Raw genomic sequence first — 19,985 nt, forward strand, 5'->3', positions numbered from 1 at the left:
AAACCATAGGCCGACACCCATCGGTCAGCAAATGAAAAAATGCAAGCATTTTTTCGCTTTCTGACCTCGGTTGTGTTTCACGTGAAACATGTTCACGGTTTAGGGGGTCTTTTTGACTGGAATTAGGTATATTGTTTATAGAGGTTTTATGAAGATTGAGCATGTTGCCATTTGGGTCAGAGATGTCGATAAGGTTTGTGAGTTCTACCGGAAGTACTTCGGTGGGGTAGTCCACCCGATTTACCACAACCCGGCAAAACAGTTTACCAGCCGGTTCATTACCTTCGATGACGGTGCCCGTCTGGAAATCATGCATCGTCCTGATATATGTGTTGAACGAAATGTTGGGACTGTAACTTCGTTACAGTCCGACACCCATCGGTCAGCAAATGAAAAAATGCAAGCATTTTTTCGCTTTCTGACCTCGGCCGTGTTTCACGTGAAACAATTGCAAACCGAGGAAGCGGCGGGAAACTCGTTTACCGACATTTCCGAGGTGCAGCAAGTTGGCTCCGAAGGAGCAAACACGATAGCGAAGCCAGACACCCAACATCTCGGATTTACCCATCTTTCCTTTTCCGTTGATTCAAAAGAAGAGGTTGACCACCTGACCCAACAAATGTCTTCCGAAGGTGTACCCGTTGTAGGTCAACCTCGAACTACCGGCGACGGGTATTACGAAAGTGTTGTCCTCGACCCCGAAGGGAACAGAATAGAAATTACTATATAATGTTAAAACTCTCAGCTCATGTGTTGGGACTATGATTACATCATAGTCCTACACCCTTCAGTTTCCAAATAAAAATGCGCAAGCACATTTTCGCTCGGAAACCTCGGCTGTGTTAGGACACTTCGTGTCCTACCTTAATCGGCTCGGAAATAGAAACAAATATATTTGTTTCTGCTTCACTCGCCTTATAAGGTTTCACATGAAACCTCTTTGGGCTCAACAACTGCAAACTTTCTCCAATATAATTCTCATAAATTAATTTATTTACTATATTACAATACATGAAGAAGAAAATCACACTTATACTTTTCGCTTTAGCTCTATTTTCTCAATCCTTCGCCAATTGCCTCCAGGCAATTTTCGATATGGAAAAAATAGAGATTGCCATGTTTGACGAAAATTATGAAGGTCTCGTCCCAGATAGTGCATACTGGGACAAAGGAACAGCCAATACAAGAGGTAAATCCATTTACATCTGGAAAGCATACTGGAATAACGAAAAAATCGACAGTATCTATGAAGCAAACCTCCGTAATGGGGAATGGACCTATAGAACAACCAAGGTTCCTCACGATAGTATCAAGGTCACTCACGAAGAAAATATATGGACCATAAGTGCTGCGATAGATAGTATGGGTACTTCACCGACAACCATCTACTTTGATGGAGACTCCATAGCCACTACTAACACTGATGAAGAAGGCGAATACACTTTCATCTACGTCATGAAAAACGACACCATTTTTAGACGCGACCAAACCGAGATTATAGTCATGGACGAAAAAGACACTAATACATGCTATCAGAAAGATGATCGCGACAATTACCAGACTATATGGTACCGTTATAAAAGCGCTTTTATAAATGGAAGACCCACACTCAGCAAGACATATATAGAAGAAGGACTTGATCACAAAACAGTTACCTACTTTTTCCATGAACGAAAAAAAGGCATATCATCAATCCATAATATAATCCGCCCAAAACTACATATCGAAAAACGCGGACATTTTGATTTAATGGGACGACCGGCCAAAGGAAAATTCACAGTCCAATTTTTAAAGTAATTAACTACTAAAAATAGATAACCCTCGCTATGAACACGAGGGATTTTTTTGACTCTTCGAGTCCTACCTTAATCAGCTTATGTTGGGCCTATAACAAGTTATAGGCCTACACTCTGCGGATACCAAATAAAAACATACGAGTATGTTCTGCGACACTCACTATCGCATGTTTGGACTATGGCAAAGCCATAGTCCAACACCCATCGGTCAGCAAATGAAAAAATGCAAGCATTTTTTCGCTTTCTGACCTCGGCTGCGTTTCACGTGAAACATAGGTTACTTCATCGTTCATGATCCAGACAATAAAGATCAATGCATCGAAAAGAAATACTACCTCGCTAAAGAAAAATACCCACCCAACAATTATACCGAAAGGTGTTCAACTTTTCAACCCTCTCGGTCGACCTGCCAATAGTAAACACATTATAAAGGTTAATAAGTAACATCAAACACAATCTCCTTAACAGGAGATTTTTTGTTTTCGCAGCATTCAGCTTAACAGTTTCTCAACATTTATCAAAATGTTATCAACAACTATTTTATGATTTTTATAGGGCAGGGGAGTTTGTGAATTGTTTTCTAAAAAAGTTATACTAAATTTCAATTCGGAACAGAAATGTTTGGACACTTCGTGTCCTACATGCTCATGCTCGGTCATAAAAATATGCAAGCATATTTTTGCGACACTCGCTATCGCATGTTTCACGTGGAACATTTTTGTTTCACTACACAAAAGTTCTAGCAAAACTTAACTGGATCCTTCCCCTTTCGGGTCAGGATGACGTCAAAAGAAAATTGAGCTATAGAATTAACAAAGCGCAGCAAGATCTTTTAAACCAGTTCCTTTCGGGACATGGTGTACAGCTGTCCGAAGAGACTCTCGACAAGCTTTACCAGTTTGCAGACTTGGTGGTGGACACCAAGGAATATGGTAACTTGATTTCGGCAAAGGATTCTGAAAAGTTTTTGAGCAGGCACATCGCCGACTCTCTTGTTCCCTTCGTGTTTATGGGGAAGTCACTGGATCCTTCGACTTCGCCTAACGGCTCCGCTCAGGATGACAAGCTCCGTCAAGCGAGGACAGGCGTCGGGAATGACAAAATCCGTTGGGCCGATATGGGTGCTGGTGCAGGTTGCCCAGTTTTCCCGCTTGCAATTGCCATGCCAAACGTGCAGTTCTATGCAGTCGAACCACGCCACATGCGCGTGAACTTTATGCAGATGGTCAAGGAAAAGCTCCACTTGGACAACTTGACCGTCGTCGGCAAGCGCTTTGAAACTTCCGGCCTGACCGACCTTGACTTTATCAGCTGCCGTGCCCTCTCGACTTTCGAAAACGACTGGGAACGTGCCCAGGCAGGTCTCAAGCAGGGCGGAACTTTTGTCACGCTGAAGAGCTTCAACAATATTGCCCATTTGGAAAACGATCCGAAAGTGCATATCCAGAAGTATGAACTTCCAGAAGAAGAACAGGTGTACGCTCTAGTCACCCGAGGTAATAATGAGTAAAATTATCGCCATATGCAACCAAAAAGGTGGCGTCGGTAAAACTACTACGGCCGTGAACTTGGCCGCGAGTTTTGCAGCCCTTGAAAAGAAGACCCTTCTTTTAGACATGGACCCGCAGGGTAATGCCTCTCAAGGTCTCGGTTTCATGGAATCCCAGGATATGGATATCCACGAAATCCTGGACATGGCTGGTAATCCGGACAATCTCACGCTCGAAAATATCAAGCCCGCCATCTTGGACACGTCGCTTGAATACCTCAAGGTCATCACTTCTGGACCTGACCTCGCCGTCATGGAAATTGAACTTGTCAACGCCATGAGCCGCGAACGCAGACTCGAACGCGTGATGAACGTTCTCAAGCAGGAGTTCGATTTCATCATCATCGACGCTCCTCCGAGCTTGAACTTACTCACAATTAATACACTGACGGCCGCAACGAGCGTGCTCATTCCGGTGCAGTGTGAATATTATGCATTGCAGGGTATGACTGAACTTTTCAAGACTATCCGTGAAGTCCAGAAAAATCTGAACTCCAACTTGAAAATTGAAGGCGCCCTCCTCACGATGTACGATTCCCGTCTGAGCCTTTCGAAGCAGGTTGCCGAAGAAGTTCGCGAAAACTTGAGCGACACCGTTTTCCAGACGATGATTCCGCGCAACGTGAAACTCTCCGAAGCTCCGTCCCACGGCAAGCCGGTCATCCTTTACGATGTGCAGAGCACAGGTTCGCAGGCATACATGAAGCTCGCCGAAGAAATATTGAATAAGGAAAAGTGACGAAGTCATCCTGACTCTAGAACGAAGTGATAGGGGAAGGATCCAGGCAACAATTTCACTGGATTCTTCGACTTCGCCTAACGGCTTCGCTCAGAATGACACTTGCATAAACTTTTAACTAATAACCATTGACTACTAACTATTGACTAGTAACTAATAACTAGGAACTAAAAAATGGGTAAACAAGCACTTGGTCGCGGTCTCTCTGCAATTTTTAAGGCACACGATGTTCTCGGCAACTCTGTCGATAACGCTATCAACAATACCGCTACAAACGAAAACGTAAATCCGGACAATCAGAAAATCGTCGAAATCAACATCGACTTGATTGACCCGAACCCGTTCCAGCCGCGTAAGTTCTTCGATGACGATGAACTTGTCGAACTTGCTGAAACCATCGAAAAGCACGGACTCATCCAGCCGATTGCTGTCCGCAAGGTGGGCGACCGTTACCAGATCATCAGCGGTGAACGCCGTACCCGTGCATCGAAACTCGCCAACTGCAGAACCATCAAGGCTCAGGTTTACGAAAATCTCGACGACAAGACCATGAGCGAATGGGCACTCATCGAGAACATCCAGCGCGTGGACTTGAATCCGATCGAAGTGGCACAGTCCTACCAGCAGTTGATCGACAACCACAACTACACACATGATGACTTGGCCAAGACAGTCGGCAAGTCCCGTTCCGCCATCACGAACGCACTTCGTCTTTTGAAGCTCCCGAACCAGGTGCAGGCCTGGATTCAGGAAGGCAAACTTGCAGGCGGTGCCGCCCGTGCTCTCTGCAGTGAAAAAATTGCAGACCCGGAATCTCTCGCAAAGCGCGTCATCGAAGAAGGCTTGAACGTCCGCCAGATCGAAGCGATTGCCCGCGGTGAGGACCCGTTCGCCCAGACAAAAGACGAGGGTGAAACGAAAGAAGCAGAACCTGAAAATGGCGCAGTCGTTCCTGAAGAAGATGAAATGCCGGAAGTTCACGGCAGCGAACCGAGACCAAAGCCGGAACTCAGCGCTGACCTCAAGAACTTCGAAAACAGACTCGAAACATTCTTCGGTACAAAGGTTGCACTCAACCCGAATGCCAAGGACCAGACCAAGGGCACCATCGTCATCAACTATTATTCCATGGATGACCTGACAAGAATCCAGGAAATAATGGACAACCGTTAATGGTAAAATTGTGAGTCGTAAGTTCTACACTATCCAGATTATTCCGGAAAACACGACCGGTGCAAGGAAGTACCGCATATCGAGCAAGCAATTTTACTTGTTCCATATCGGGCTTGTCCTGGTCGCTATTATTCTTATTTTGTTCATAGTCCACATTGCAAAGATCAACAAGACACTCATCTCTTACGAAAAGATGCGCGTACACAATGCACAGCTCATCAAGCAGAATGCAAACTACGAAGAGCTCTTTTCGCGACTTGATTCTCTGTGGATTATGGAAAATAGAATCCAGAATATTTTCGAGACGTTCCTCGAAAACGACTCCAACAAAATTAACAGCATCATCGAGCGCAACCGATTTGCGCATGTGCCGTCCGCGAAAAACCAAATCGACTTCGAAGGGATACACAACTGGCTTACGACCGACGAAAAAATTCGCTTGGAACGAATCCCGAACGTGATCCCGGCTGTTGGCATTATCAGCAAAAAGTTCTCCTACGAAAACAAGCACCTGGGAATCGACATTTCGGCCCGAAAAGGAAACCCGGTATTTGCATCGGGTAGTGGCAAGGTCACTTACGCCGGCAACAGCGGCGATCTCGGAAACACGGTTGTCATCGATCACCAGAACGGATACAAGTCGTCTTATTCACACCTCAAGAGTATTCGAACCCGAAAAGGTGCCAATGTTACAAAAGGCGATGTCATCGGTTATGTAGGCGATACCGGAAATACCAGCGGTCCACATTTGCATTATTCTATTACCAAGAATAATTTACCGCAGGATCCGGAAACGATATTTACATACTAGAGGAAAAAATATGGGGAGCAAAAGCGAACAGGAATTTACTCAAATCGGAAGGAATGTCCTAATTGATGGGGACATTACCGGTAAAACTGATTTGCGAATCGCCGGAAAGGTTCACGGAAGTGTTATCATCGATGGCGAATTGATTCTTGAAAAACTTGGAATAATCGAAGGCGACGTCAAGTGTGGCGCTGCCATTCTTGCAGGTGTTATCAAAGGAAACGTAGATTGCAAAAAGAAACTCGTCCTTCAGGATAATGCAAAAATTTTAGGAAACGTAAAAGCAGAACAGCTCGTCATAGACGAAGGTGCCATATTACAGGGCAACTGCGACATGAAGTAAACGCCTGCAATCAAGAAGTAAAAGTAATCAACCACCTATATTAAATAATACTAAATATATTTATATATGATAATTAGTATTTAATGTAGTGAATAGTGGATAGAAATTTTAAATCGATTTCGTAAGTCTATGAAAATCAACGAGTTACAGAATTAAAGCAAATGTGGATTGATGTTGAAAGTTTAAAATTTATTCACTTTCTTCAACGTTGATAGATGTTGAACCTGAGTTTTCAATGCTAATTCACCAAATGGTCACGAAAGTATGTTGAAGATTATGTGACAAAGTTCACAAAAGTATTTACATTGTCGAAAAAATCATAAAAAAACGTATTAAGTTTTCATTTTTTTATCTCAATAGCTATATTCATATAGAATTTACGTAGTTGTATGAAGAAAGACGTTCTTAAGATTGGTCAGATATCTGATACCCACATCGGTGAAGATGCGAGTTTAGTCCAGGATATTGATGTCTGTAAGAACTTTTTGACGGCCTATAACTCTGAAACCATGAAGGATCTGGATCTTTTGGTGATTTCTGGAGATTTGGCCGATGACTTTAAACCAGGTGCCTACTCTTATATAGCCAACGTATTAAAAGACTGCAAAGTTCCAGTTTGCGTTATTCCGGGAAATCATGACAACATTGAAGTCATGCAGAAGTATTTTGACTTGGAAGGCAAAATACATAATGGAAAGTGTTATTATCGCTATGATATTGACGGACATTCCATTTTCTTTTTGGATAGTGCAGATGGGACAGTTTCAAGTGAGCAGCTTTTATGGCTAGAGCAGGAAACTGCAAAAGTGGATGGTGAGGTTTTGCTGTTCCTACATCATCCACCATGCCATTGCAACCACAAGTTCATGGACTTGAGATATGCGCTAAAGAACATTGGAGAAGTTCAGGCGACGCTTTTGAAGATAAAGAATCTCAAGCATATATTTGTGGGACACTATCACAGCGAGATGGTCGAAAATTTTGGAGATAAGACCGTCTATGTGACTCCGTCGACGCAAATGCAGATTGACCCGAATATGTCGGTATTTTGTCTGAGTTCTGCTGCACCGGGTTGGCGCGTGATTGAATGGGGCGAAAATTTTATGGAAACAAAGGTTTATTTTTCAAATACCCCTTGAAATTCCTAAAATCTTTTACTAAATTTGCAATCAATGGCGGTTTAGCTCAGCGGTAGAGCACTGGAATCATAATCCATTGGTCCGGGGTTCAAATCCCTGAACCGCTATTACAAAAAAAAGAGGCGAGCATGTCAAAAAAAATTCTAGTAATTTCACTTTTGGCAATCGCCTCTTTTTTTGTTTCTTGTTCTGACAAGCAGCCGGAAGCAAAGCCTGCAAGTCAGGTCGTGTTGCCGCAGTCGCAGCCGATTGTTCCTGTGCTTCCGTTCACGGCTCCTGCAAAATCCAATATCACTGATGAAAAGGCGGTTGTTTACGCAAAAGCTAGCAATGGCCTTGTAGAGCTTGGCGTCAAGTGGTCCGAACGTATCGACAACGCCAAGGATTTTGAAAAGATCCAGATTCTCAATGCATATAACGTCGCACGTGACCAGCTCTGCGCTCGTGCAGGTTTGCAAGGCGGCATTGCTGAATTTGACTGGATTACGAATGTAGCCATGAAGAATCCGGAAAACAGATCTGCTTTCGAAAAGGCCGGATTTAAGGTAAAGTAATTTAATTAGTTAATAATTCAAAGTTACTAGTTACTAGAAATATCGAAAAAAATTGCCGCGAAGAATCGCGGTTTTTTTTATTGCTGAAGGCGCTTATAAACTTCAATCTGGCGTTCGATAATGCCATCCCAGGTGAAGCATTCTTCAATGCGCTTGCGGGCGCCAGCGAGAAGTTTTTGAATCAATGTCGGGTCTGCTTCGAGACGCTTAAAGGCGTCGGCAAGCGCAACAGGGTCTTTTTCGGGAACAAGAATTCCGGACTCTCCGTCGACAACGACATCCGGGATACCGCCGACATTGCTTGCGACAATCGGCAGTCCAAGTTCCATGGCTTCGATGAGCACGACTCCGAGTCCTTCTGTGTCGCCCTTGTGGTCGACGATAGCTGGAAGTGTAAAGACGTTTGCCGTCTTGTATTCGTTTGCGAGATCTTCAGGCGAGAGCTTGCCCGTGAAAATGATTTCGGCGCCGTCGTTTACTGCGGCTGCTTGCTGCTTAAGCTGTTCGGTCAAGTCACCGACACCGACGATGCGGATTTCGAACTTGTCTCTAGGCAAATGCTTTGCAGCTTCGATGAGATAGCAGATTCCCTTGCGTTCGATGTGTCGACCGACAAAGAGAATTTTGAATTTGCCATTCACTGGATGCGGAACAATTGTGACTGGATCCTTCGTTTCACTCAGGATGACGCCACTCTCGTCTTTATTATCCTCTAGCGTAGTTCCGTACGGGCTCCATTCGACGTTTACGTTGCGGAGCGCCTTGATTTTACCGGCGGTAAAACTTGAATTTGCGAAGATTGCCTGTGCCTGCCCGATGGCAAATTTCAGGAGTGGCTTGACCCATTTCTTTTTGCGGATGAGCAAGAGCTCTGCACCGTGGAAATTCAGTACGAGCGGAATTTTAAAAAGCTTGGCTGCACCGAGTGCGATGTAGGCGTGCGGGAACGGCCAGTGCGCGTGAATCACGTCAGGGCGCCACTTGCGGCAAATCCTGATGCACTGGAAAAATCCGTTGATGATATAGGGGATGGCAAGCAGCTGTAACCATGGCTTGGAGGCCATCTTGCTTGGGGCGCCTTCTTCGTGTGTGAGGATTTCCCAGCTTGCAGGCGCATAGCGGAAACGGTTCACGTGCGTGCCGTCAATGTCATGGCTCTTGAGGCCCTTGTACGCAGGCGCAAGCACCTGAATTTCGACACCCGCTTTTTTCAAGTGGGCGATAGATGTACGCAGCCAAGGGACTTCGGCGTCTTCTTGAAATCTTGGATAGACGGAGCCTATGACGAGTACTTTCATTGTTCCTGCTTTGCGGTCTGCTGTGTCTGGATATCCTGGATACAGCTCGGATAGACGATAGGCTTTACGTTTTTATCAAGCACAAGGCTTATGATTTCGAAGTTCTGGGCGCTTGCGGTACGCATGAATCGTCCTGCAAGACGCGTCCAGCCATCGAGCTTGGAATCCAGTAGCAAAAGGCCGATTCCGCTTTCATGTTCGAGGAAACCGAGAATATCGTTTCCGCGCTTGTTCTTGGAAAGCGTTTCCATGAAGATATTCCAGAACTGCTGGGAATTGCTCTCGTTGCCGAGGGTTGCATTGATGGAATCGAAGTCAAATTCAATGTATACGAAGGAGCTCTTATCCTCATCACTGCGGATAATTTCTTCCTGACAACGTCTTTCAAAAATATCTTCCGTATAGATGGAGATATTGTATTGATGTTTTTTAATCAAGTTGAAGAGGTATTCCTTCATCATCGCCCCTAATTTAGTCTATTTTTTAACCATGCAGCGATTGTTAAAATTGAAAAAAGCGCTGAAGAGCAGTGTTTTGGCTACTTCGGTCGAGAATTTTAAAGTCATCAAATCAGCGACTGGCAAGTACCGTCCGATGACGGCGTTTGAAATCCAGATTTTGGAGAAAAACGGAAACAGTTGCGACGACTGGTCGAAGGTTCTAGTCGAGCCCGACTTTGACCCGAATCGAATTTTCCGTTCGAGTTTTATGGGCGATGTGCGCCTCCCGAAATTCTTTGGTACACTCCTCTTGCCGGGTGATGTTTCGGTCGCTACAGGTATTTACGATTGCATGGTCCATAACTGCATTATCGAGAACGCCTTGATTTATAAGGTCTCAACGCTGAGCAATGTGCTTGTACGCAGTAGTGCGGTTGTGCAAAATGTTGGCACGCTCGTGAGCAGCGGCAAAATCAACTACATGGTTGGTTCGTCCATTAATGTCGGTAACGAGATGGGTGGTCGCGAAGTGCTGGTGTTCCCGGAACTCACGACGGAGCTTGTCGACTTGCAGCTGTTCCACAAGGCTGAACAGAGCGTCCAGGATTCTTTTGCTGAAATGCTCAGCACGTATAGGTCCGAACTTGCACTCCCGTTTGGAATCGTGGGGAAGGGCGCCGTCGTTTCGAATACGAACATTATCCGCAATAGCTGGATTGGTGCACATGCCCGCATCGAAGGTGCCGCAAAGATTCGCAATTCCATTATCATGAGTTCGCTCGAAGAATCGAGCCATGTCTATGATTCCGTGATTCTTGAAAACACGAATGTGCAGATGGGCGTTAAGGTGCATACGGGCGCCGAGGTCCAGAGTTCTGTTCTGATGAGCCGTTGCAAGGTGGGGAGCAAGGCTATCGTGAAGTCTTCCATCATTGCGCCGTGCTGCCATATCGAAGAAGGCGAGGTGAACAGTTCTTACATGGGACCGATGACGCAGATGCACCATCATTCGCTTTTGATTGCAGCACTTTGGCCAGAAGGCTGTGGCAACTTGGGCTATGGTGCAAATGTCGGTAGTAACCACACGGGCCGCATGCCAGACCAGGAAGTAATGCCTGGTCAGGGCATGTTCTTTGGTCTTGGCGTGAACATCAAGTTCCCGTCGAATTTCCGCGAGTCTCCGTTTACTTTGATTGCAAGCGGACTTACGACTTTGCCGCAACGACTTAAGTTCCCGTTCTCGCTGATCCACGCGGGCGACCCGCAGCTGGTGGGTGTAGCTCCACGCTTGAACGAAATTGTGCCGGGCTGGAACTATGCAAAGAATGCGTATGCGCTCGATCGCAATGCGTACAAATATTCCATTCGCGGTAAGGGCATTGTGCCTTCTACGTTCTACTCGATTTACAATCCTGAAACAGCTCGCTTGGTGTTTGATGCGTACAACCGCTTGCAGGTGAGCAAGGTCAAGGATGTTTATACGAAATCTGATATTGACGGGCTTGGTGAAAACTTCATGCGCGAACGCGTGCGCCAGAGTGCTATCAAGACGTATGGTGAATATCTGGAACGCTACGTGCTTGATCTGATGCTTACGCTTGTGGAAAGTGACGAGTCCCTTTCGAAACAGTCGCCACGCGAATTGCGCAAGCTTCTCGGTGATACAAATAAAGAAATAGCCCGTGTCGTGACACTCCCTGAAACGATGGATGACTTGGTCAAGCGTTACAGGCAGCTTGACAAGGAATGGTTCGATAATGTAAGCCATGGACTTGATCGCGATAACGAACGCGGCCGCAAGATTTTTGATGATTACGACAGTGCCCATCCGGTGGACAAGGGATTCATGGAATGGGAGAGGACGCGTCTCGAAGAATCGGCAAAGCGTTTGAGTGCATTCGTGAAAAATCTCGCTTAAGCATAGATTGCACTGCGCATATTTCTGTTATGTTGTTATATATTTTACTTTGTCTAGAAATTGTACTCCGCGCTGTAATTGAAGTTCGTGAACGCAGGTTGACGCAATTGCGTGGTGGTGTTTTTGCTGTGTTGCGATTGATTCCGCTAGTGAACGACATTGCACCGCTTCCGGAAAATCGCAAGGAACCTCAGAAGAGCCTGTTCGTGGAAAAGCACGAAGAAGGCCATCGCATTTTGCACCATTCGATTTTGCGGAACTTGATGAAGGTGGCGTTCCTGATGGTTGCCGTGTGGTTCTTGGCTGCGATGGTCACTCGTTGGAATGCAAGTTTCTTCGAATCGATTCTGTGGCTGCACCTGGTGGCAATTCCGTTCCGCTACTTTTTCAATTGGTACTGCTGGACTCAGGAATTCGAAGCGGATGCGTATGCGTTTAAGGAATTGGGTAAGCAGAAAGCGAAAGCTGCCATGCAGGAACTTGCCGAATGCGAAATCCCGTACTCAAAGCTTTTTGCATCGATTTACAGGGAACACCCGACCGTCGCACTACGCAGCCAGAGAATACTGAAGAAAGTGATTGGTAAACGGTAGGACGTTTTTTTGTCATGCCCGACGCCTGTCCTCGCGCCTGTCCTCGCTTGACGGGGATGACGGGGATGATCGGGCATCTCCTATTACTTTACAGTTGCATTTTTTTGTATATTCCTTTTTGAGGTTTAAAATGTCTCGTTTTACTTCATTGAAAAGTTTCAAGATTCTTTTTTCGCTTGCGGTACTTTTAGTTGCTTCTGCCAACGCTTTTGACTTGAGTGTCAAGGCAAATGTCGATAACGCACAGGTCTTTATCGGCGACAAGTTCAATTATGAAATCCAGGTCACGGCGCCTGAAAATGCGATTGTCGATTTACCGAGCTTTGTCGGTAACCTTGGCAGTTTTGAAGTCAAGGAAATGAAGAACGAGAAGATTACCGAGGGCATGCCTAAAGGCACTGCGAAGTTCACTTGGCTTGCAACGCTCAATACATTTGTGAGTGGCGATTTTCTCATTGCTCCGCAAGAAGTGAATGCTGTTGTCGGTACGGATACGGTCAAGACGCATACGGACCCGGTCGCGGTCAAGGTTTCTAACCGCACAACTGGCGAAGAAGCTGATATTCTCGAAGTGGAAGACCCACTGAGCGACCCGAGACTCCCGCAGTGGCTTTATGTATTGCTCGCTGTACTTGGTGTTGCTTTGCTCGTATTCCTTGGCTGGTTCCTGCACAAGAAATTTGCAAAGCGTGGCGAAGCCCCACAGCTCCCGCCGTACGAAGAAGCTGTACTTGCTCTCAAGAATTTGCGTAACAAGAATTACCTTGCCGAAGGTAATCAGGGTGATTACTTTATGTCGCTTGGATTCATTACCCGTCGCTACATTGAGCGCCGCTTTGAAGTCGATATTCTCGATGCGACTGTCGCGGAACTCAAGAAGCGTATGGCACATGTCGCAGGGCTCCCGCAGGCATACAAGGAATCCGTGGTGACGCTTGCCGTCGAAACAGAACCGGTGAAGTTTGCAAAAATGAAGCTTGAAGGTGAACGCTGCAAGTTCTGGGATGAATGGGCCGACCGCCTGCTTGAAGATACCAAGCCGATGCCAGAAGAAGAAAAGGCGAAAGACAAGAAGAAGTAAAACTAAAATTCTTATATATATTTGTTTATAAGAATCAAGGAGAAAATATGACCGTAGTTATCGTTGTCGCAGTCATTTTTATTGTCATCGCCGTGTTCATTTCCATGTACAACGGGCTTGTAAAACTTCGCAACAATCGCGAAAACGCATTTGCGAATATCGATGTGCAGCTCAAGCAGCGCTATGATCTTGTACCACAGCTTGTCTCGACGGTCAAGGGCTATGCAACTCACGAAAAGCAGGTTCTTGAAGAAGTGACTGCCGCCCGTGCTGCTGCCATCAATGCCAAGACTATCGACGAGAAGGTTGCTGCTGACAAGTCGCTTTCTGCAGCCCTTTCGGGACTCCGTATTTCGCTGGAAGCTTATCCGGAACTCAAGGCGAACCAGAACTTCTTGCAGTTGCAGACGGAGCTTGCCGACATTGAGAACAAGCTTGCCGCTGCCCGCCGATTCTTCAACTCCTCGACGCGCGAATACAACAACGCTTGCGAAGTCTTCCCGAGCAACATCATTGCAGGCATGTTCCACTTTACACGTGCCGCCATGTACGAGGCAACTGAAAATAGGGCTACGCTCGAAAAGGCTCCTGAAGTGAAGTTTTAATTTCCTTCAATGAAATACGTCGGTCTCCAGACTCAGATATGGCGGAATAACCGTAATACGGTAATTCTGCTTTTCATGTTCCCGGTAATATTATTGGGGATGGTTTTTCTGGTTATTCTGGGGCTTGATTTTTTCGGTGCTATTTGCGATATTGTCGAAGGCGGTTGCCCTGCGGACCATGCTTCATATACAAAGTATGGAACAATGCACTGGCCCGAAATATGGCATTGCTTCAAAGTCGTGATTCCGTACACCTTGCAGATTGTAGGTGTATGGTTCATTATCGCCTATTGCGCCAATACCGCCATTATCCGGCATGCGACTCATGCAAAACCTGTTGAACGCAAGGATAACTTGCGTGTCTACAACATTGTCGAAAATCTCTGCATTGCAGGCGGCATCGAAATGCCGCAAATCAATATTATCCAGGATTCGGGAATGAACGCCTTTGCAAGCGGTATCGATATTCCTTCGTTTACCATTACGCTTACGACGGGTCTTATCGAAAAGCTGGATGATAGGGAACTTTCGGCAGTCGTGGGTCACGAGCTTACGCATATCAAGAATCGCGATACGCGCCTTATGGTCGTGTGCATTGTGTTCGTTGGAATTTTTGCGACGATTCAGACGGTGTCGCTCAAGTTGATGAGCGCCATGATCCATACTCCGCGTCGTTCGTCCAGGCGTGACCGCAATAGTGGACGAGCTGATGTGTATCTAATCCTTGTTCTCTTGCTTGTGTTTATTTGGAGTTCTATCGGCTATGTCTTCACTTGGTTCACTCGCCTTGCAATTTCGCGTAAGCGCGAGTACGTCGCTGACGCCGGCGGGGCGGAACTTTGTGGAGATCCCTTGGCACTCGCTTCTGCACTGCGGAAAATTTCCAATGATCCAGGGCTCATGTCGGTACAGCGTAACGATATTGCGCAGCTTTACGTGATCCATCCGGATGAGGAATTCGATAACAATATGGGATTAAAGGGGTGGGTCGCAAAGGCGAATATCTTGTTCTGCACGCACCCGGACACGCCCGAACGCATTCGGCTGCTTGAACAATTCTAAAAACGCCTGCGATTATGGCTTAGGCGTTTTTATTTTGGATTACTTTTTTCCAGAATGTTTTTATTGATATAGTTTATGCCCTTAGCCTTGTCGGCGGCGGCAGGCGTTTGGAGCTTGATTTGCTCCAACATTAAAGCTTCGAGCTTGTACATCAGTTCGGTGGCTGTACAGCCGAAGGCATCGGCAAGGTCGCAAAATGATTTGACTGAAAGATTGCGTTTGCCTTTTGCGACGAGACCGAGGTGCTGACGGCTAATCCCGCTATCGAGAGCGAGCTTTTTCTTCGTGATTGAAGTAGCCCCTTGCATCTGTGCTAAAAGTTCTATTTCAGCTTTTCGGATGACATCAATGTCATATCGCATTCTCCAATGTTATGAATTACCCCAAAATATCGTGCAAACAATTGTTTCCATAATTTCGAGAAAATTTTTGGATTTCAGCGATGTAATCATAATCAAAAAAGCACCCTTTGGCAGGGTGCTTCTATAAATTTTAAATATGACTAATAGTAATTTTTGCCGTTTTTGATTAGAATTTGGCCTTCAAAGCAGACGGGCATTCGACTTCTTTATAAGTGTGGTTCGGGTTGCCTGCAGCTTCCATCCATGTGGCGAGGAAGAGGCAGCCTTCCTTGGCCTGGGTGTCACTTCCGAAGGACTTGTTGCATTTTTCGGTGAGGCACTGCTTACGCTTGGTCAAGAGGTCGCCACTGTATCCGACTTCGCTTTCGCATTCGGTGAGGAGACCGCCGTATGTCGCACCTTGGCTGCCCCAGCCCATGCCTGAGCAACCGTTGTACAAACCGACACCGCCACCCGGGATCATAATGTCAAACTGGCCACCCTGCACGTCGTAACCGATGTTCGATGCCATCACGACGAGAGTCTTGCCTGCAAGTGCCTTGTGGTTTGCCTTGGTTTCGTACTTGCCGGTACCGGTGAAGGTGAGGGCGAAGCACTTGCCGCATGTGGCGTCGTTACCCGGAGTTGCAGCGAATGCGTAGGCGAGCTTGTCGCTCACGATTATAGGAATCTGGCTTGTGCATGTCGTGCCCTGGCCACCAGAGCAGATACTGCCGTTCGTGTTGCCGATTGGGGTCTTGCCCTTGGCATCGCAAGTCTTGGCAGCGCCACCGTGTTCCGGCCAAGCGCAGTGAGGCATGCAGCAGTCCCAGTAACGGGTTGCAAAGCCCTGCTGTCCACCAGCACCTGCATTGAGGTACTTGGCTTCTTCAGCACCTGCGTTGGGGTTGTTCTGCTGTTGCTGCTGGCTAGACGAAGATTTCGGCTGGCTGCTGGAGGACTTCGGCTGTTGCTGCTGCTGAGAAGAAGAGGATTTCGGCTGCTGCTGTTGCTGAGACGAAGAAGACTTCACGCTGGAGCTGGACTTCGGCTGTTCGGACGGGCTGCTTGCCGGTGCGGAGCCGGTGATGTTCTGGCAATTCTTATTGTCAGGATCGTAGTAGCAGTTTAACTTGCAAGATTCGTCGTAGGCGTATTTTTCGCCCTTAGAGCCTGTGAGCTGTTCGTGATATCCAACGCACTTGCTAGAAGCGTTATCATAGCATTGGCCGTCGCACTGCTTGCCTGATGTGTTGGCGGAGGACTTCGGCTGTTGCTGTTGTGAAGAAGAGCTTGCGACAGGCTGTTCTGTCTTTTGAGAAGAGGAGGACACGGCAGGCGTCGGGGTCGGCGTCTTGGCGGAGCTGGAGCTCACGGCCGGAGTGCCCGGATTGTAGACGGAAGAACTGCTTACGGTAACAGTGCCCGGAACAGTTGTTGAAGAGCTGCTCACGGTGATACCGTTCGAAAGCGGAACGAGTTCCCCATTGACGATGGCAAGTCTTGTACCGTCGAGGTATGTGACGGTCTTGTCTGTGCTCAAGATGGGGAGGGTGCTAGTGTCAACATTGGTAATGACAACGTTGCCGTTTAAGTCGTAAATCGTGCCTGTTGCGACATCGTAAGTGCCGTAAGGAATGCTGAACGGATCAGTGACAGTATAGGTGCCCAATGCGTCAGGCTTAATAAGCAAAGTCTGCGTACCGATATTTAACATCCAGCAGTTTATATCGACTTCAAATGCATCCTTTGGCTGGACAACGGGGGTTTCGGATGTGTGTTGCGCTGATGTTGCTGGATCGTCAGAGCAGTTCCATGCGATAACGGAAAGTCCAAAAATGGCGAGGGTTTTGAAAAATTTATTCTTCATGATATAGTAAGCCCTTATAATTATTATATCACACCCTGTATTCCAATCATCCGCGGTAAAAGATAAAATCTTATTGTTTGAATTGCTCGTAAATAAGAGTAAAAAGAACTATACAATGACAATTTGTGCGGTTTAGCACAACTTATTTATTATCAAAGACTTACAAAAAAGAAAAACGCCCCTGTTCGGGGCGTTTAGTTCCGTTTTAGACTTTTAGATTAATACTTGTCTTTAAGAACTTGCGGGCATTCCACTTCGACGTAGTCATGCATCGGGTTGCCTGCGCCGTGCATAAATTCAGCAAGGAAGAGGCAGCCTTGTTTTGCCTTGGCATCGTTGCTGAACACTTCGGCACACTTGCTCTTGAGGCAGGACAAGGTTGCAGATGCGTTGTAGTTTTTAGCCTTTTCGCAATCGGAGAGGAGGCCGCCGTACTGTTCGCCCTGCGGGCCCCAGCCCATGGAAGAGCATCCGTTGAACATACCGACGCCACCGCCAGGAATCATGATGTCGAACTGACCTTGCTGAACGTCACCACCGATATTTGTTGTCATGATGATGAGCTTCTTGTCCTTGATGGCTCTGTGGTTTGCATCGGTCGAGTACTTGCCCTTGCCTGTGAAGGTGAGCTGGTAGCACTTGCCGCAAGAACCACCATCGCTTGCAGGCACTGCTGCGAATGCAAAGCCCATTTCGGTACAGCCGTCAATCGTAAACGGAATCTGGCTTGTGCAGGTCATCTGGGGACCGCCGCTGCAGATACTGCCGTCGCCCCAGTTCGTGTTTTCAGACTGACCCTTGTTGGTGCACTGCTTGGAGTAATTGCCGCCTGCATGTTCCGGCCAGGAGCAGTGAGGCTTGCAGCAGTCCCAGTAACGGGTTGCCCAGCCAGATCCTCTCTTGCCGCCGCTCTTCACCTTAATATTTGGGCATTGGCCAGTGACGACAGAGGAACTGCTGCTCTTCGGGGCAGAACTACTGCTTTTCGGCTGAGAGCTGCTGCTCTTGGGGGTAGAAGAACTGCTGCTCTTCGGGGTGGGTGGCACGTAAGAAGAGGAGCTATTGGTGATGTTGTTGCTACTGCTGCTGTAAACCGGAGGAACGTCTGCACTCGAAGACGATGCGATGGGGGAGATGTAGTCCACGCATCTGGAGTTCGGCTGCAAAATAGGGAGCGACATGATGTTGGCTTGGGTCAGCACAGTACCGTTGAAGTCTGTGATGATGCCTGTCGTGAAGTTTGCGATACCAATCTGCTTTCCATCCGGGTCGGTCACGATCGAACTGGCGTAGATGAGGTAATTCCCGGTAGCGTCCTTCAGGTGGAAAACGTTGTCGATAGTCTTGAAACGGACGTTGTCACCAAATATAACTGTAGTTGCAAGGAGGTTGACATTGCTGATGAGCAAGTTACCGGACAAATCCACGATATTGACGTTCGAAGAATTCGGAATCGCTGTGATAAAGCCGATCTGGACGCCTGCCTCGTCTGTAACGGTCAAGTCACTATAGCCAAGGTAAATACGGTCTCCAGACAAAAGCCAAGCATTATCGCACGACGTAATGGTAGACTGCTGCTCAGGAACGCCATCATCGCTGCTGGAAGATGGCTTGTCGTCTGAGCAAGAACAAGCTAAAACAATCGTCCCAAGAGAAAGAAGGGACTTTAAAAGGGGGTATTTCATAGAAGTTCCTCGAAATTATCCCCAAACACCTTTGCATAAAGATAGAAATATTATATATAATGTCTTGTAAAAAAACTTTTCATGCCATTATCGTGATTTAGGACAATTTATGTTAGCCACTAGTCAGTGATTATTGGTCATCGGTATCTATTAATAGTTTGTTGGTGGTCGATGGGTGATTTTGGAGATTTGTGTCTTGTTTTTTGAATGAATCGGAGAATCTCAAAATATTGAAGGGCAATGGGTTGGGGAGGTCCAAAAAGGTAAAACTTTGTAAAATTTTCTGATGTAAAAATCTTTTTACATTGTGAGACTTGGATTGTGAATTGAATTTTGCTGGGTTTGTGAATAATGTTGATAAAATGTTGGAAAATTGGTTTTATAGTTGATATAAAATATTGAACCTTTGATTTTTGAGCGAAAAAGGGCAATTCTATCCTAGGAAATGAGCGGGTTTTCAACGGCCCGAAAACACCCCGAAAAACTGTGGATAAGTCCGAAAATCCGCATTTTTAGCGCAATTTCAAAAGAAAAATACTTGCAAATTACCTAGCATTTATTAAATTTGTGTTCCAATTTCGCAGAGTACCGCTTCCTATGCTTTGCGAAAATACGGAGAACTCGTGTAGTTCTCTTGAACTTGAAGCGATAAACCTTCTGCTGAAGAAGAGGAAAAAATGGCAAAAGAACATTTTGACAGAAGCAAGCCGCACTGCAACATTGGCACCATCGGCCACGTTGACCACGGTAAAACCACTTTGACCGCTGCAATCTGCACCACCCTTGCTGCTAAGGGTCTTGCCGCTGCAAAGCGTTTCGACGAAATCGACAACGCTCCGGAAGAAAAGGCTCGTGGTATCACGATCAACACCTCCCACGTGGAATACACCACCGCTAACCGTCACTACGCACACGTCGACTGCCCGGGGCATGCTGACTATGTGAAGAACATGGTGACTGGTGCTGCTCAGATGGACGGCGCTATCCTCGT

The 19,985-nt window shown here is 46.6% G+C and carries 20 protein-coding genes and 1 tRNA gene; 16 read left to right on the forward strand and 5 right to left on the reverse strand.

Going from position 1 to position 19,985, the window contains the following annotated elements:
* Positions 1-148 precede the first annotated feature (148 nt).
* The 10 genes from CRN95_RS14430 (at position 149) to CRN95_RS14480 (ending at position 8,101) form a co-directional block, all read left to right on the forward strand.
* Positions 149-730, forward strand: a complete 582-nt coding sequence (locus CRN95_RS14430) for a VOC family protein (protein WP_097021278.1) — start codon at positions 149-151, stop codon at positions 728-730.
* A 281-nt stretch (positions 731-1,011) separates the two neighbouring features.
* Positions 1,012-1,797 carry a hypothetical protein gene (locus tag CRN95_RS14435; RefSeq protein ID WP_200816218.1) on the forward strand — a complete coding sequence of 262 codons (786 nt, stop codon included), beginning with the start codon at positions 1,012-1,014 and terminating at the stop codon, positions 1,795-1,797.
* Positions 1,798-2,592: 795 nt separating this feature from the next.
* On the forward strand, positions 2,593-3,306 hold the full coding sequence (locus CRN95_RS14445; RefSeq protein ID WP_145994004.1) for a 16S rRNA (guanine(527)-N(7))-methyltransferase RsmG: 714 nt from the start codon (positions 2,593-2,595) through the stop codon (positions 3,304-3,306).
* On the forward strand, positions 3,299-4,084 hold the full coding sequence (locus tag CRN95_RS14450) for a ParA family protein (protein WP_097021281.1): 786 nt from the start codon (positions 3,299-3,301) through the stop codon (positions 4,082-4,084). The genes CRN95_RS14445 and CRN95_RS14450 overlap by 8 nt, the downstream gene beginning before the upstream one ends.
* 174 nt (positions 4,085-4,258) lie before the next feature.
* Positions 4,259-5,257 carry a ParB/RepB/Spo0J family partition protein gene (locus tag CRN95_RS14455; protein WP_097021282.1) on the forward strand — a complete coding sequence of 333 codons (999 nt, stop codon included), beginning with the start codon at positions 4,259-4,261 and terminating at the stop codon, positions 5,255-5,257.
* Positions 5,258-5,267: 10 nt separating this feature from the next.
* Positions 5,268-6,068 (forward strand): M23 family metallopeptidase, encoded by an 801-nt coding sequence (locus CRN95_RS14460; RefSeq protein ID WP_088630000.1) that lies wholly within the window; start codon positions 5,268-5,270, stop codon positions 6,066-6,068.
* 10 nt (positions 6,069-6,078) lie between these two features.
* Complete coding sequence (locus CRN95_RS14465) at positions 6,079-6,408, forward strand: polymer-forming cytoskeletal protein (protein WP_097021283.1); 330 nt, start codon at positions 6,079-6,081, stop codon at positions 6,406-6,408.
* Positions 6,409-6,797: 389 nt separating this feature from the next.
* A complete protein-coding gene (locus tag CRN95_RS14470) occupies positions 6,798-7,547 on the forward strand; it encodes a metallophosphoesterase (protein ID WP_088630002.1) in 750 nt (249 codons plus the stop codon).
* A 35-nt stretch (positions 7,548-7,582) separates the two neighbouring features.
* Positions 7,583-7,654: transfer RNA gene (locus CRN95_RS14475), tRNA-Met, on the forward strand.
* A 21-nt stretch (positions 7,655-7,675) separates the two neighbouring features.
* On the forward strand, positions 7,676-8,101 hold the full coding sequence (locus CRN95_RS14480; protein WP_097021284.1) for a hypothetical protein: 426 nt from the start codon (positions 7,676-7,678) through the stop codon (positions 8,099-8,101).
* Between the two features lie 77 nt (positions 8,102-8,178).
* On the opposite strand, the gene CRN95_RS14485 is transcribed toward CRN95_RS14480, so the two are convergent.
* Together CRN95_RS14485 and CRN95_RS14490 are read right to left on the reverse strand one after the other, a co-directional pair.
* Positions 8,179-9,399, reverse strand: a complete 1,221-nt coding sequence (locus CRN95_RS14485; RefSeq protein ID WP_097021285.1) for a glycosyltransferase — start codon at positions 9,397-9,399, stop codon at positions 8,179-8,181.
* Entirely contained in the window at positions 9,396-9,860 is a 465-nt protein-coding gene (locus CRN95_RS14490) for a hypothetical protein (RefSeq protein ID WP_088630005.1), read from the reverse strand. Before CRN95_RS14490 ends, CRN95_RS14485 begins: the two co-directional genes overlap by 4 nt.
* Before the next feature lie 28 nt (positions 9,861-9,888).
* On the opposite strand from CRN95_RS14490, the gene CRN95_RS14495 reads away from it, so the two are divergent.
* From CRN95_RS14495 to CRN95_RS14515, 5 genes are all read left to right on the forward strand, one after another.
* Positions 9,889-11,757 carry a DUF4954 family protein gene (locus CRN95_RS14495; RefSeq protein ID WP_097021286.1) on the forward strand — a complete coding sequence of 623 codons (1,869 nt, stop codon included), beginning with the start codon at positions 9,889-9,891 and terminating at the stop codon, positions 11,755-11,757.
* Positions 11,758-11,786: 29 nt separating this feature from the next.
* Positions 11,787-12,350, forward strand: a complete 564-nt coding sequence (locus CRN95_RS14500; RefSeq protein ID WP_159462328.1) for a M48 family metalloprotease — start codon at positions 11,787-11,789, stop codon at positions 12,348-12,350.
* Between the two features lie 130 nt (positions 12,351-12,480).
* Entirely contained in the window at positions 12,481-13,431 is a 951-nt protein-coding gene (locus tag CRN95_RS14505; protein ID WP_097021288.1) for a hypothetical protein, read from the forward strand.
* Positions 13,432-13,478: 47 nt separating this feature from the next.
* Positions 13,479-14,036 carry a LemA family protein gene (locus CRN95_RS14510; RefSeq protein WP_097021289.1) on the forward strand — a complete coding sequence of 186 codons (558 nt, stop codon included), beginning with the start codon at positions 13,479-13,481 and terminating at the stop codon, positions 14,034-14,036.
* 9 nt (positions 14,037-14,045) lie between these two features.
* The gene (locus CRN95_RS14515) at positions 14,046-15,098 is read left to right on the forward strand and encodes a M48 family metallopeptidase (protein WP_097021290.1); all 1,053 of its coding nucleotides are present in this window, start codon (positions 14,046-14,048) and stop codon (positions 15,096-15,098) included.
* 29 nt (positions 15,099-15,127) lie between these two features.
* On the opposite strand, the gene CRN95_RS14520 is transcribed toward CRN95_RS14515, so the two are convergent.
* From CRN95_RS14520 to CRN95_RS14530, 3 genes are all read right to left on the reverse strand, one after another.
* Positions 15,128-15,460: a helix-turn-helix domain-containing protein gene (locus CRN95_RS14520; RefSeq protein ID WP_088630011.1), complete on the reverse strand. Its 333-nt coding sequence runs from the start codon at positions 15,458-15,460 to the stop codon at positions 15,128-15,130.
* Between the two features lie 166 nt (positions 15,461-15,626).
* The gene (locus CRN95_RS14525; protein ID WP_097021291.1) at positions 15,627-17,309 is read right to left on the reverse strand and encodes a glycosyl hydrolase family 5; all 1,683 of its coding nucleotides are present in this window, start codon (positions 17,307-17,309) and stop codon (positions 15,627-15,629) included.
* Between the two features lie 218 nt (positions 17,310-17,527).
* Positions 17,528-18,994: a glycosyl hydrolase family 5 gene (locus CRN95_RS14530; protein WP_097021292.1), complete on the reverse strand. Its 1,467-nt coding sequence runs from the start codon at positions 18,992-18,994 to the stop codon at positions 17,528-17,530.
* Between the two features lie 677 nt (positions 18,995-19,671).
* On the opposite strand from CRN95_RS14530, the gene CRN95_RS14535 reads away from it, so the two are divergent.
* The coding region (locus tag CRN95_RS14535; protein ID WP_235003060.1) for a GTP-binding protein at positions 19,672-19,985 on the forward strand (314 nt) is incomplete at its 3' end.

Source organism: Fibrobacter sp. UWB16 (assembly GCF_900215325.1).
GTDB lineage: Bacteria > Fibrobacterota > Fibrobacteria > Fibrobacterales > Fibrobacteraceae > Fibrobacter.

Bases quoted from the DNA above. Each gene is read 5' to 3' on its own strand.
- CRN95_RS14530 (WP_097021292.1), bottom strand. From the start codon at position 18,994: ATGAAATACCCCCTTTTAAAGTCCCTTCTTTCTCTTGGGACGATTGTT.
- CRN95_RS14525 (WP_097021291.1), bottom strand. From the start codon at position 17,309: ATGAAGAATAAATTTTTCAAAACCCTCGCCATTTTTGGACTTTCCGTT.
- CRN95_RS14430 (WP_097021278.1), top strand. From the start codon at position 149: ATGAAGATTGAGCATGTTGCCATTTGGGTCAGAGATGTCGATAAGGTT.
- CRN95_RS14495 (WP_097021286.1), top strand. From the start codon at position 9,889: ATGCAGCGATTGTTAAAATTGAAAAAAGCGCTGAAGAGCAGTGTTTTG.
- CRN95_RS14505 (WP_097021288.1), top strand. From the start codon at position 12,481: ATGTCTCGTTTTACTTCATTGAAAAGTTTCAAGATTCTTTTTTCGCTT.
- CRN95_RS14510 (WP_097021289.1), top strand. From the start codon at position 13,479: ATGACCGTAGTTATCGTTGTCGCAGTCATTTTTATTGTCATCGCCGTG.
- CRN95_RS14455 (WP_097021282.1), top strand. From the start codon at position 4,259: ATGGGTAAACAAGCACTTGGTCGCGGTCTCTCTGCAATTTTTAAGGCA.
- CRN95_RS14485 (WP_097021285.1), bottom strand. From the start codon at position 9,399: ATGAAAGTACTCGTCATAGGCTCCGTCTATCCAAGATTTCAAGAAGAC.
- CRN95_RS14450 (WP_097021281.1), top strand. From the start codon at position 3,299: ATGAGTAAAATTATCGCCATATGCAACCAAAAAGGTGGCGTCGGTAAA.
- CRN95_RS14500 (WP_159462328.1), top strand. From the start codon at position 11,787: ATGTTGTTATATATTTTACTTTGTCTAGAAATTGTACTCCGCGCTGTA.
- CRN95_RS14465 (WP_097021283.1), top strand. From the start codon at position 6,079: ATGGGGAGCAAAAGCGAACAGGAATTTACTCAAATCGGAAGGAATGTC.
- CRN95_RS14435 (WP_200816218.1), top strand. From the start codon at position 1,012: ATGAAGAAGAAAATCACACTTATACTTTTCGCTTTAGCTCTATTTTCT.
- CRN95_RS14515 (WP_097021290.1), top strand. From the start codon at position 14,046: ATGAAATACGTCGGTCTCCAGACTCAGATATGGCGGAATAACCGTAAT.
- CRN95_RS14490 (WP_088630005.1), bottom strand. From the start codon at position 9,860: ATGATGAAGGAATACCTCTTCAACTTGATTAAAAAACATCAATACAAT.
- CRN95_RS14470 (WP_088630002.1), top strand. From the start codon at position 6,798: ATGAAGAAAGACGTTCTTAAGATTGGTCAGATATCTGATACCCACATC.
- CRN95_RS14480 (WP_097021284.1), top strand. From the start codon at position 7,676: ATGTCAAAAAAAATTCTAGTAATTTCACTTTTGGCAATCGCCTCTTTT.
- CRN95_RS14520 (WP_088630011.1), bottom strand. From the start codon at position 15,460: ATGCGATATGACATTGATGTCATCCGAAAAGCTGAAATAGAACTTTTA.